Source organism: Undibacterium sp. GW821-FHT11H02, assembly GCF_058808015.1.
Genome location: NZ_JBXARG010000009.1, coordinates 1 through 13,588 on the forward strand (window position 1 = coordinate 1; position 13,588 = coordinate 13,588).

Here is a 13,588-nt window from a genome sequence, read left to right on the forward strand (position 1 = left end):
TTACCACCGACTAAAGTCACACCATTGCTGAACGTCGCAGTGCTGTTGTAATCAAGACCCGCTGTGGCTGTGCCACCACCCAAGTTATAGGCGTAGGTGGAAGCGACGGTCGTCGTAGCGCTTAAGCTGACGGTGTAGACCAAGTCATTGCCTTCGACCACATTGTCACCGGCAACACCTGAGGCGCCCTGCTCTACTGTGGTAATTATTGGTTGGTCATCATTCAAGATGGTAGTGACGACTGTGCTGTTTGCCAAGTTTGCATTTACTGGCGCAGTGAGATTCACTTGGAAGGTTTCATTAGCTTCAAACACCGCATCATTCGAAATTGACACGACAATTGTCTTTGTTGTTTCTCCGGGCGCAAAAGTGACACTGCCTGAAACTGCAGTGTAGTCACTGCCAGCTATCGCTGTGCCATTGCTAGTTCCGTAATTCACACTCACTGGAGCAATGCTGGCCGTACTTAAACTCACAGTATAAGTAACTGTCCCCGCAGCTTCGTTCACTTCTCCAGGACCACTCAAACTGATCGTCGGCACTGCACCATCTGCGATTGTTCCTACACCAACCACAGAGCTACTATTTTGCGCTGTTGCGGCCGATAAACTAATCGTCTCAGATCCTTCGAGCAGACCATCATCGAGAGTCGCAATTCTCACTAGGAATCCGTTCGATCCCGCAGGCACACTCACCGCCCCACTCAAACTACTCCAAGTCACGCCACCATCGATCGATACTTCCTGAGCACCCGTATCTGAACCTAAAGTGGCCGTCCCCGAATTTAGCGCGACATTCACCGTCGTAGCGGTCGTACTCGTACCACTTAAACTCACGGCAAATACCAAATTACCACCCTCTACTGCGGTCGGGCTAGAAACACCACTAACCACAGGACGATCATCATTACTACCACCGACGCCTGTACCATCATCATGAATGGTTGTGACTACATTTCCCGTTCCCAAAGTCGCATTAGTCGCGCCAGACAAGCTCACCTGAAAGGTTTCATTACCTTCAAATACTGTGTCGTTGGTGATAGGTACGGTAATAGTCTTACGAGTCTCTCCTGGGGCAAACGTCACGCTACCCGTAGTTGCAGTAAAATCAGTACCAGCTACCGCCGTACCACTGCTGGTATTAAAATTCACAGAAATAGAGGCGGGGCTGGCTTCACTTAATTCAACCGTAAAACTAATCGTCCCAGATGCCTCATTCACCTCTGCTTGGCCAATGATGCTTACGCTCGGCACCGCGCCGTCGAGAATGGTGCCAGAGCCGCTCACTACGGTAGAATTAGTCGAAGTACTTGCTGCCAAAGAAAGGGATTCCGTTCCCTCGATCACACCATCATTAAGAATATTAACCCGCAACAAAACACTAGTGACACCAACTGGAACAGTCACACTACCATTGCTAAAAGCAACGAAAGTTTGACCGCCATCAAATGAAACTAACTGAGATACAGTATCAACACCGATTACAGCGGTACCAGATGTTAAAGCTAAATTAAGCGTGATTTGTTCAGCACCTGGGCCCGATAATTGAACTAAGAAGTCCTGAACACCACCCTCAGTTGCACTCGGCGACGACACTGAAACAACTGAAACCTCGGTATTTGCAGGCGGACCAGCTTGTGTGTCCGCGCTGGTTGAACTCGAAGAAAGATCAGGATCAATTTCAACACCAGAAGGCGTCACGTTTTCAGCAATACGATCGACTCTGACAAAACTATTACCTTCGCCGATATCACCACCCGTTAAACCGGCAGCAGTTTCCTCTAACAACTTATCCAAGCTGTTTTCACCAACAACAGCGTTGGCGATATTTTGTGCCGAGGGATCAGGTGGCAACAAAGCGGCATTCGCAACTTCGACCTGAGCAGGTGCAAAGACACTAGCGTCCAAACTTACAGTTTCATTTTGGCGGATGGTGTAGCTATGACCTGAATCGAAAGCGAGCTCAACTTGCGCGCCTTGCATAGTGATGATTACATCTTTTTCATAGACGACATCACCAACTTTGAGTTGATGTTGCTTACCGTCTGGGGATTTGATAATTGCTTGACCTTGCAACGCAACTACTTTACCGATAATACTTGCAGAATTTGCCATTACGAATCTCCAGACGAAAAAAGTGAATGTCCAGAATGTAACAACAAGGTTTCTTTAAGCCAATTGTACTAAGGTACTATAAAACCTCTATTTAACGATCTTTTACCAATAATGCCAATTGCAAGCGATTTTTAAGCTTCAACTTATCTAGAACAGCACCCACATGCGCTTTCACCGTACGCTCGGTAATACCCATTTGCACTGCAATTTGCTTATTCGTTGCACCATGTGCAATTGCCTTTGCGACTTCAGTTTCTCGACCTGTTAAGACACCAGCCCAATCATTGATCGCCGCGGTCAATTTTGATGGTTCAGTTGGCACCCCCAACAATTTCTGCATAAGCGATTCGCCAATCCAAACACCGCCTTGTTGCACGACACTGGCAATATTCAAGAGGACTTCGGCACCAGCATGCGTATTGCAATATGCTTTTGCCATCATAGAAAATACGGCCAGTGCTTCGAGGTCATTCGGCAAGTCACTCATGCATACAACAAAAACTTCAGGCAGCTGCGCCTTGAGCTGCAAAATTTGCTGAGCAACAGTCTGGCCTGGTCGTAAATGTAACCATACGATCGCAATTCCAGTATCCAAATGGCTCAAGTTATCCATTGTTTGAATATACGGAAAAGCATGAACTAAGCCTGCTGGTGTTTCCTTAGAATCAGAACAAAAGAAATGCATCATCAATTTTTTCTCTTGGGACAATTTCTCACCTATCTCTCGGTAAATGCGGCCTGTTTGGCACGCAGGACAGGTTTCAGTAAATAAGTCAATATGGTCTTTTTTCCGGTAATGATATCGATCTCAGCAACCATACCCGGAATAATCGGTTGACCACCCGCCAAGGTCGATTTATCGGTAGAAACTCGCACCGTGTAAAAAGTATTGCCGCGTTCATCTGTCACAGAGTCAGCACCAATATGCTCCAAACGCGCATCTAGTCCACCATAAGTAGAAAAATCATACGCGGTAAATTTCACCACTGCTTTTTGTCCAGGCACTAGGAAAGCGATATCTTTCGGCGCTACTTTTGCTTCTAAAATCAAGCGCCCATCACTAGGAACGACCTCCACCACATCGCGACCAGGCTGAACCACACCACCGACCGTATTGACCAATAATCGTTTCACAGTACCACGCACTTGAGATCGAATCGCGGACTGCTTTACCTTATCTGCCAGACCGGTACCGCTTTGTATTAGCGAATTCAAGCGAGCCATGGTTTCCGAGAGTTCTTTGCTTGCATTATTTCTTACTGCCAATTCCACTTCCTGAATTTTACGCATCGCTTCCGACATTGCTGCACCAGAACGTGCAATCTGCGCCGTAGCAACATCTCGCTCGCCCTTAAAGCGCGAGACATCGCGCTCCAGACGCAATAATTCGACTTCAGAAACCGCACCAGTACTCAATAATGGTTTAGTAAAGTTATATTCTTTCAAACTCGACTCATAAGCATTTGCTGCTTGTTTTTGCCGCGCTGTGGCTTCAGCCTGCTCTTGGCTACGTTGTTCGTACTGTTGACGGGCAATCGATAATTGCGCATTAAGCTCCGAGGTCGCGGTTTCATACAATCGCTGCTCTTCTTCAGCGGTCTTGGGATCTTCTTTCACCACCTCTTCCGGTGGCACATATGGTTTGCCATCGCCAATCGCCCGCAATCGTGCCGCTTTTGCCATCAACGACAAATAAAGCGATCGATTTTCATTCACTGACGATTCAAACCGCGTGGTGTCGATTTGTAGCAAAATTTGCCCTTCATTTACAACCTGTCCTTCTTTTACCAAAATTTCGGTGACGATACCGCCGTCCAGACTGGGATAAATTTGCAACTGTTGTGAAGGAATCACTTTAGCTTCACCCTTGGTGATTTCATCAACATGCACCAAGGCAGTCCAAATGATAAATAGAACTAACACGAACAGCACGGAGCGCAACAAAATACGTGCGCGTATAGGCTCTTGCTGAATCATGATGGTTTCTGCATCATGCATAAAATCAGATTCAGGAAGCGCAACATTGTCCTTCCAGCGTTGCAACCAGCCGCCGGGCGACAACATGAATTTCAAACGCAATTTTTCAAGCGTGGCGATAATTGCGAGTCCGAAGCGACGCCAGAAGCTCATAATTTTGCTCTTCCAATTTGACCGTTTTGCAATGCATGCATAATTTTATCGCGCGGCCCATCTGCAACAATGACACCACTATCGACCACAATAATGCGGGTAGCCAAATCCATCAGGCTTGGTCTATGCGTCACGATAATCATCGTTTTATGCTGACCATAGCGTGAGATGCGTTCTTTAAATTGTGCTTCGGACGGATAATCCATAGCACTAGTCGGCTCATCAAGTAATAACACAGGAGGATCTAGTAACGCGGCACGGGCGATGGCAATACTTTGTCTTTGACCGCCAGAGATCGATTCGCCGCGCTCGCTAATGAGCATATCAAATCCTTCAGGATGGCTATTCACAAACTCAGTCAAACCCGCCAACTCAGCAGCCGCAACCACCGCCCTGTCGTCCGCATACGGCGCACGTATCGTGATGTTTTCTCTGAGCGTGCCATAGAACAACATTGAGTCTTGTTCCACATAACCGAGATTACGACGCAAATCAGCTGGATCTAATTGGCGCAAGTCAACATCATCTAACAACACAGAGCCCTTGGTCGGCGTATATAGACCTAAGATCAATTTTTCCAGTGTCGACTTACCAGATCCTATTCTGCCGATAATGACCAGTCTTTCGCCTGGGGTGATTTTAAAACTAATGCCACGCAAAGCTTCTTCTGTACGTTCTGGATAACTAAAATGAACATTGCGAAATTCGATTTGGCCTTTAATTTCAGGCCTATGCACAAAAGCGGTTTCATCACTTCTCTCAGTCGGTGTCGCCATAATTTTTTCAAGAGAAGCCAAAGAATTTTTAGCACCTTCAAATTGCAACATCAAACCAACTACCTGTGCGACCGGCGCCATCGCGCGCCCCGCCAACATCGTGGCAGCGATCAAGCCACCCATAGACATCATTTTTTCCTGAATCAGATAGACACCCGCCACCACCACTGCCACATTCACCAATTGCTGAATAAGCGAAGCACCATTCATGCTGGAAGCAGATAGCAATTTCAATTCAGAATTCACCTTAGCTAAAAACGCCGTGGTCTTTTCCCATTTCGCCTGCATCTGACTTTCGGCACCATGGGCTTTGATGGTTTCTAATGCAGTTAAGCTTTCTACCAAAGTAGAATTGCGCAAAGCAGCGGCACGAAAAGTCGTTTCCGACAACTCACGCATCTTGTGCTGCACCATATAGCTATAAATCACGACGATGATAATGCCGATAATAGGCAGCAGCACAATAGGCCAGGATATCCACACCAAAGCAAACAAAAACAATATCGCGAAAGGTAAATCGATCAGCGCGGTCACTGTGGCTGAAGCAATAAAATCACGCACAGTTTCAAAAGACCGTAAATTCGAAGCAAAAGCGCCAACCGAAGCAGGACGTTGCGACATACGCATGCCCAAGACCCGTTCCATGATCAAAGCTGACAATTTCAAATCGATACGATTACTCACCAGATTAATAAAATGCCCACGCAATAAGCGGATACCGTAATCCAAAATCAACACCAAAGTAATACCGCCAGCAAACACCCATAAGGTTTGAACCGCAAAATTAGGCACCACGCGGTCATACACATTCATGGTGAACAGAGGCATCGCCAGGGCGAACAGATTAATCAGTAAGGCGGCCGCCAAAATATCTTTAAAAATAGGACTTTGCTCTAAGATGGCTCCCCAGAACCAATGGCGTTGAGGCACCTCAACCAAAGGCGGCGTGCGCCGGTCGAAACGAAAATGGGGTCGTGAAAAAATGGCGACGCCGGTATAACGCGCCGCCAATTCTTCGCACCTTAAATTGACGGCACCTTGCCCTGAGTCCGGCATCAATAACTGCGCGGTCGCACCATCACTACTCCATCCTTGCAATAGACATGCTTCGTTATTTTTAAGCAGTAGAATCACAGGAAACAAAGCTTGATCAATCTTCAATAGATCACGGCGTACGACTTTTGCGGAAAAACCGGCATGAGCAGCGGCTCGTGCAAATAAGGAAGGTGTCAATCCTTGTGGTAACAAAGGCAAACCGGCCGTCAAAGCAGCGCGGGAACTTGGGCGCCCATGAATTCGCGTTAACTCCACCAAACAATCCAGCAGAGGATCTCGATGCAATAAGTCTTCACGTATGCCAGAGCCAAAGCCAATGTTATTGCTCACCTGAGCCGCAGCGGAGGTGGCAGTGATATCAATGGCTTTATTCAAGACTTTATTGGGCGCTGCATTCAAGCCAGCACCAGCATCTTGGGAAGGATTTTTTTCTTGTTGTGTCATGCCTTTTCGCCATCGCAATTCGTTAGGAGAGTCAGCTAAGCTACATCATCGAAGACAACAATTATCAACGAGAGACAACTTACAATACATTCGCATTTTTTAATTTTACAATAGTAACAACTTTCTAGAGAGAAAATCTACTGCCAAATCGCACTATTGACAATCATTAACAAAGTTACACCTCTTATTGCAAAGAACTATCGGTAATTCCACGCATTTCTTTGCCTTTTTATACTCACTTCAACCAACCACGACGCTTAAAGTACCAAAACGGTGTAATCGCCGACACCAGCATCAAACCCAATGCAAATGGATAACCTAGCGTCCATTCCAATTCCGGGAACCAGACTTTAAAGTTCATCCCGTAAATACTCGCAATCAAGGTTGGTGGTAAGAACGCCACAGATGCTACAGAGAAAATCTTAATGATTTTATTCTGGTTAATATTAATAAAACCGACCGTCGCATCCATCAAGAAGTTGATCTTATCGAACAAAAATGAAGTATGTCCGTCAAGCGATTCGATATCACGCAAAATCTGACGTGCTTCCTCGAACTGCTCAGCATTCAGCAAACGCCCGCGCATCAGAAAACTGACTGCACGACGTGTATCCATCATATTGCGCCGGATACGACCATTCAAATCTTCCTCTTGCGCAATCGCGTTCAAAGCCACTGCCGCATCTTGATCTGAAAAGTCTTTTTGCAAAACAGCACGACTCACGTCTTCCAAATTTTGATAAATACCCTCTAGTGCATCCGCAGAATACTCCGCATCCGTCGCGTACAAATCCATCAGCACATCTTTGTAATCCGCAATCGATCCGGGACGCGAACGGGCACGCATACGAACTAAACGAAACACTGGCAAATCGACGGTATGCACAGAGAACAAAATCTCACGTGCCAAAATAAAAGCGACCGTGACCGTCCGTGCTGGCTCATCATCATCGTCGTCATCAATCAAAAAGTCAGTACGTAAATGTAAGTCTCCGTTATCCGCTTCATAATAACGAGCCGAGGCTTCGATATCTTTAACTTCATCTTCACCGGGCAAGGTCACGCCATAGATTCCTTTAACCCACTCACGCTCCTCTTCATTAGGGTCGGTTAGATCAACCCAAACTGGCAAAGTGTTTTCAAGGTCTTCTCGGCTCTCAATATGAATTTGGCTAAGACGTCCGTTGTGTAATACAAATACATTAATCATACTTAACTCCTAGCTCGCTACGGCAACTCTGACGAGTTCATCCGACGCAAAATAATCTCACTCCGTTTCTGCAAATACGCAGATCCCGTGTTTTTGTCATAGTAACGTGGTTTAGGCAACATCACCGCCATACGCGCGGCCTGAGATGGTGACAAGGCAGCAGCACTGATACCGTAATAATGTCTGGCAGCGGCTTCTGCACCAAATGTACCTACGCCCCACTCAACCACATTCAAATAAATTTCAAAAATACGCTCTTTATCCATACAGATTTCCAGCATATAGGTAATGATTAACTCTTGCCCCTTACGAATATAACTTCGTTCGCCGGATAGGAATAAATTCTTTGCTAACTGCTGCGTAATAGTGGAACCGCCAGAAACCACTTTGCCTTTTTTCTTATTTTTTTCAAAGGCTTTTTGCATCGCTTCCCAGTCCACACCTTCATGCTCTGAGAAACCGTCATCTTCAGATGCGATCACTGCTCGTTTCAAATTATTCGATATACGATCATAAGCAACCCATTTGTGTTGCAACACAAATTTAGGATTTTTTTCCAACAGAATAGCTTCTTGCTGGCGCATGAAACTGGTCGACGAGGGGTTAAATTTGGTCCACCACAAAATATGAATCAAAAAATACAACTGCACAACAAGGAAGAGCGCCAAAGGCAGCAAGATCAGCCAATAAAAAATACGTTTTTTCATAGACTCGCTTTCCCACTTTCTTGGCAATTCAATGCTCCTGCCTGCACTCTGCCTTGCGACTCGCGTTGCTTATTTAACTCTGCAAAAACCGCCTGCGTATCTGGACGGGCACCACGCCAAATAAAAAACGCCTCGGCTGCTTGCTCAATTAACATGCCTAAACCATCTCTGGTTCTTGCGCCATGTTGCTCGGCGAAGCGCATAAAGCTAGTCGATTCGTTCCCATACATCATGTCATAAGCCAAGCAGTGTTTTGCGAACACCGTTACAGGCAAGGGCGGCACATCACTCGATAAGCTCGCTGAAGTCGCATTAACAATCAAATCAAATTCTTCCGTTAACTGTTCCCAAGTACAGGCCGCAATGGTGACGTTATTTGGACTCACAGCAGTGGCTATTCTCACCAACTCCTGCGCCTTACTCAAAGTCCGGTTCGCAATCACCAAGCATGCGGGTTGCTCCGCCAACAAAGCTAACAAAGCGCCTCGTGCAGCACCACCAGCACCCATTAGCAGCACTCGTGAACCTGCGACAGGCACCGCAGCATTAAGGACAATATCACGCACTAAACCAGCACCATCCGTATTATCGCCAAGGATTTCTCCCCCCTCAAAACTTAAAGTATTAACAGCGCCAGCAACCGCCGCACGCTCACTAAGTTTTGTCGCTAAGTCAAAGGCCTCGAGTTTAAATGGGACGGTGACATTTGCACCTTTACCACCAGCGGCGATAAAACCAAGCACCGCTTCCGAAAAACCATTAGTCGGTGCCAGATATTTTTGATAGTCCATACACTGTTGTGTTTGCTGTGCAAACATGGCATGAATGAATGGCGACTTACTATGTTCAATGGGATTACCGAACACCACATAACGATCAGGTTTCACCAGTGAGTCACTAACGGTGTTGACTTTGAGGGTACTACTCATTGCGCACCTCCGCGCATTTCAGTCTCTAATAATTGATCGCGAGTAAACTTAAAACGCGTAATGACTATCCAAATATCGTCCTTATCTTTCGAACGCATATTGGGTGGGAAATTGCCAAATGGTGCAGCCTTGCGAACTATTTTTAAAGCCGCTTTATCGAGCGCTGGATTGCCAGAAGTTTTCTCGACTTTAGGGCCCCCACCTTTTTCATAAATCGTCCCATCCTGAAAGATAGGAATATAAATTATGACCTCGCCATATAATTTTTTTCCATCAACCTGCGGAAAATTCAGGGTACCTACATCTTCCACTTTCTTCTGCAAAGCTTTGTAATAAATGGCATGTCCGACCGCTTGCGTGCTCGGTGATAAAAAAGTTTTACGGGGACGTTTATTTTGATCCTCGATAGTTTGTGAGATCTCAGCAATTGAACGTGCTAAAGATTTATTACTATCAATCTGATCACGTCCATTCTCTTGTTGTTGATTATCTTCTAGATGTTTCTTATCTAATACTCGTTGCGATTTAAAGCGTGTTTCGTTTCGCACCTGATCAATCAATTGGCGCTGGCGCTCTTCCAATTCCTGTACTTTACGCTGCGCCACCAGTACGTTGTCACCATCTTCGGTACGCCGCATATCCGGCAAAGGTGACTTGGCGCGCCCCTCGTCATGCGCACCTCCACCATCCAGGTTCACCTGAGCCAAGGCTTGCGCATTCATAGGACGTTTATCGTGCTTAGCGTTGACTAAAATGATCTCCAAACCTGGATCGGTTGCATTCGTTTCTTCAGACTTGGGCATAACGAAGTGCACCAGCAATACCACGGTGTGAAACAGCACAGACACCAAGATGGCTGCACTTAAAATCAAATTATCGAGTATCGTCTTCACAAATTAATCCAATAAATCCAAGAACAACTTTGCGCTATTCCGAACGGTTTTCGTTTTCTGTTTCAGCGCTCACTTCAGAAACTGACTCCAAATTCTCTACGCCTATTTCGTCCACATTCAAGACATCAGATTCAGGGGTGCTTTCCTCTGTCGTTGCGTCAGGCGCCAAATTATCGTCTTCCACCGCGTCGTCTAAATCTTCATCCGTCACTGTCGTCAGCATTTCCAATAAACGTGCTTCGATACTCAGATCCAATTCATCCCAACGCAAAATTTCCAGACGCACCTGCGCACCACGTGCTACCTGCGGCATGCCAGGCAAGCGAATAATTAATGGGATCTCCAGCAAACGCAAAACTTCGTCTTTGAGTACCACGGCATCAACTTGACGTTGCCCCTCTTGCGCTAACCAACGCAGGCACCAATAGCGCTCCATATTCGTCTGGAAGTCGGCGTACGCAGCATACGCCGCATCAAAACTAGAAACGATAGCAAACAAGTCAGCGTCTTTGGGTTTGAATGGTGCAACTAAGGCCGCAGTTACCCCATTTTGCACGCAAGCTATGATTTGCCATTGATTCACCAAATCGGTGTAGCGACGCAGTGGCGATGTACTCCAAGCATATTGATCCACACCTAAGCCTTGGTGCGGCGCGGCGTGCGTCACCATGCGCACTTGCATCTTCGCTGCCCAACCACCTGAACCACCACCTTGCGCACGATAAATGCCAGGAATGCCGTGATCATGCAGTAATTTGCCCCAAGTGCTGTTTGCCAAAATCATCAATTCCGCAACGATTTTATCGAGTGGTGCACCGCGCTTGCGACGCACGATGCTGACCACATCATCTTCCACATAAAAATTAAAATCGACGCGATTAGTCTGCTCGGCTTTTAAACCAAAACTCTCGCGTTTGGCCATGCGCCCAGCCTCTAAAACCTGCACCCATTTCCATAGCAAAGCAAGATCGGCTTTATGTGGATACTCACCCGCATCGTTCGCCAAATTCTCTTCAGTAACCACACTATCCAAGTCGTTATGGCGTAAATTCGCCGACATAGGCACGGCTTCTATCTTGGTCTCTGTTGCTAGAATCTGCCAGTCCTGCGTGCTCAAAGTGACATACAAAGACACCGCTGGTCGAGTCTGACCTTCGCCCAGGGTATAAATTTCAACCAGTGCATCAGGTAACATCGTAATTTTGTCACCGGGCATATACACGGTAGACATACGATGGCGCGCAATCTGATCGAGCGCATCGCCCGGCCGTATACCTAATGCAGGTGCTGCGATGTGGATACCAACTTTGACCGTATTCTCGTCGATAGTAGTAATGGAAAACGCATCATCAATTTCAGTCGTGGTAACGTCATCAATTGAAAACGCTTGAACATCGGCAACTGGTAAATTCTCAGGCAAAACAGGTAAGTCCGTGACCGGAAATTCCACACCCTTAGGAAAATTTTCCAACAAGAATTTAGATAAATGAAATTGCTTCGCATTTGGCAAGCCACCCGTCGCCAACATCAGACGTGCTGGATTCATTTGCAAAGCAGAGCAGGCTTCTACCATGGCCTTATATTCAATACTATTTTTGTCTGGCTTAAATAGTAGTTGCAGGCCAAGTACTTTAAATTGTTCGGGTAAACGCAATTGCTTGAGCTCTTCCACATAGGCAGCTTGAACGATGGCTTGCTGTTTCTTTTTCTCTATACCCGCAAGTGCAGCCTTGAGCGCAGTTTCTGGCGCCGCCTTATAACGTCCTCGACCTTTTTTGTAGAAATAAAACGGCGCATTATGTAAAGCAAAAATTAATCCTGCCGCTTCTGCCGCTTGCGGGGCATGGCCAAAATACTCGGTGCCTAATTCAGCAAAACCAAATTCCTCTTGCCCAGCCACTTCCCACAAAAATTCCAAATCAATCTCAGCTGCCTGTGCCTTCGCTTGCTCCAGCAAAGTCGCCGCATCCGGTGAAGTAAATTGCAAAAGCACCTCTTTCGCCTTCACTTTAGTGCGCTTACCACTGACTAATTCAACTTGATAAGCCTCACCAGCCTGTGACAGCACGGTACCCGCTTTAAAGTCACCTGATTCTTCAAAAAATAAATTCATTCTGTCTGTCTTTTTAAAATTACTACGATTACTTCTGACCTTACTCTTAGTTACGCTGGCAACACGCTTCTATTCTGAGTTCTCACTTTTCGCCTGTAAGTGTCGAATCGCAGGTAAGAAAACTTCCGTAACCAATAAGCTCGCGCCACGCCGCATAAATACCGAACGACGCGCCAATAAATACGGTTCGGTCAATTCAAACAAAGCCAATGCCGCGATACGGCGCATTAAGGGATGCGTCGGGCGCAAACGGGCAAAACTTAAAGCGCCACGTCGCACCAAAGGGTCGCTGAACAAAGTCGTTCCCAAAGATCGATTACCTAAAGATGCAAACAAGGGCCACTGCTGAGCATTCGCATGCAAAGGCAAAACGGTATGCGCATAAACCACAGGCGCTTCATCACAACGCAATAAGACCTCGCGCTCGACCACTTGTTCCACTCTGGGTAATTGAATCTCGGCAAACTCATCTGGCAAGCACAAACCACGACCTTGATACAAACGCTGCACACGAAATTGTTCACTATGTGCAATCAATCTTGCCGTCAGTGAATCACGATTGCTCAACCAATCAGCCATAAACGACGATGTATGCACATGATTAACGTGTGCATGCCATTTCGCCACTGATGGTGAAACTCGCTTACGCTGCATCACAAAACGCCACGACCAAATCCAGGTAATCAGCAAACTCACTGATACCATGATCACTTCCTTGTATTACGAACTGTTTCGCGCCTCGATAATGCGCAAGCATCTCACGCCAATCAAGCACCTCATCACCTGTTGCCGCTAATAGAAAATAGCGCTCTGCCTGGCTAATTTGTGACACGGCTAATTGCTTCAACTCTTCTACATACCCAGCTTTAAACTCAAATATTTCATCGCTATGGTAAGCCGTCGTGACGCCCACATATTTTTCTAATTCGCGTGGCGGTGTTACGGCTGGATTAATCAACACAGCCCTACATTTATTTTTCTCTGCAAGATAAGTCGCGTAGAAACCACCTAAGGAAGAACCAATCAAACAAAGTTTTTCGCCTGCATTTTGATCAATCAGGCTCTGCGCCAAAGCGATAGCCTGTGCAGGCGACGCTGGTAATTGCGGACAAATAAATTCGCCAGCGCGTCCCTGTGCCGCGAAATAATTGGCTAGCAGTCGTGCTTTCAATGAGGCTGGCGAGGAACGAAATCCGTGCAAATACAAAATCATCGA

General features: G+C 46.5%; 11 protein-coding genes. All 11 read right to left on the bottom strand.

Translation table 11 applies throughout. The features are described 5' to 3' along the window. A partial coding sequence (locus tag AC1RR2_RS10735; RefSeq protein ID WP_493222250.1) for a retention module-containing protein occupies positions 1-2,114 on the bottom strand: 2,114 nt, incomplete at its 3' end. A 91-nt stretch (positions 2,115-2,205) separates the two neighbouring features. Continuing rightward, the gene (locus AC1RR2_RS10740; protein WP_493222251.1) at positions 2,206-2,823 is read right to left on the bottom strand and encodes a response regulator transcription factor; all 618 of its coding nucleotides are present in this window, start codon (positions 2,821-2,823) and stop codon (positions 2,206-2,208) included. A gap of 8 nt (positions 2,824-2,831) precedes the next feature. Next, positions 2,832-4,244, bottom strand: coding sequence for an HlyD family type I secretion periplasmic adaptor subunit (locus AC1RR2_RS10745; RefSeq protein WP_493222252.1), 1,413 nt, complete (start codon positions 4,242-4,244; stop codon positions 2,832-2,834). Beyond that, a complete protein-coding gene (locus AC1RR2_RS10750; RefSeq protein WP_493222253.1) occupies positions 4,241-6,520 on the bottom strand; it encodes a type I secretion system permease/ATPase in 2,280 nt (759 codons plus the stop codon). Before AC1RR2_RS10750 ends, AC1RR2_RS10745 begins: the two co-directional genes overlap by 4 nt. Before the next feature lie 235 nt (positions 6,521-6,755). Then, the gene (corA, locus tag AC1RR2_RS10755; protein WP_314861351.1) at positions 6,756-7,730 is read right to left on the bottom strand and encodes a magnesium/cobalt transporter CorA; all 975 of its coding nucleotides are present in this window, start codon (positions 7,728-7,730) and stop codon (positions 6,756-6,758) included. A 17-nt stretch (positions 7,731-7,747) separates the two neighbouring features. Continuing rightward, the gene (gene mtgA / locus AC1RR2_RS10760; protein ID WP_493222254.1) at positions 7,748-8,437 is read right to left on the bottom strand and encodes a monofunctional biosynthetic peptidoglycan transglycosylase; all 690 of its coding nucleotides are present in this window, start codon (positions 8,435-8,437) and stop codon (positions 7,748-7,750) included. Continuing rightward, entirely contained in the window at positions 8,434-9,366 is a 933-nt protein-coding gene (gene aroE, locus AC1RR2_RS10765; RefSeq protein ID WP_493222255.1) for a shikimate dehydrogenase, read from the bottom strand. Before aroE ends, mtgA begins: the two co-directional genes overlap by 4 nt. Continuing rightward, the gene (locus tag AC1RR2_RS10770; protein WP_493222256.1) at positions 9,363-10,259 is read right to left on the bottom strand and encodes an energy transducer TonB family protein; all 897 of its coding nucleotides are present in this window, start codon (positions 10,257-10,259) and stop codon (positions 9,363-9,365) included. The genes aroE and AC1RR2_RS10770 overlap by 4 nt, the downstream gene beginning before the upstream one ends. Positions 10,260-10,293: 34 nt before the next feature. Next, positions 10,294-12,372, bottom strand: coding sequence for a ribonuclease catalytic domain-containing protein (locus AC1RR2_RS10775; RefSeq protein WP_493222257.1), 2,079 nt, complete (start codon positions 12,370-12,372; stop codon positions 10,294-10,296). 69 nt (positions 12,373-12,441) lie between these two features. Then, positions 12,442-13,077: a chorismate--pyruvate lyase family protein gene (locus AC1RR2_RS10780; protein ID WP_493222258.1), complete on the bottom strand. Its 636-nt coding sequence runs from the start codon at positions 13,075-13,077 to the stop codon at positions 12,442-12,444. After that, positions 13,016-13,585, bottom strand: a complete 570-nt coding sequence (locus AC1RR2_RS10785; protein ID WP_493222259.1) for a YqiA/YcfP family alpha/beta fold hydrolase — start codon at positions 13,583-13,585, stop codon at positions 13,016-13,018. The genes AC1RR2_RS10780 and AC1RR2_RS10785 overlap by 62 nt, the downstream gene beginning before the upstream one ends. Positions 13,586-13,588: the final 3 nt, after the last annotated feature.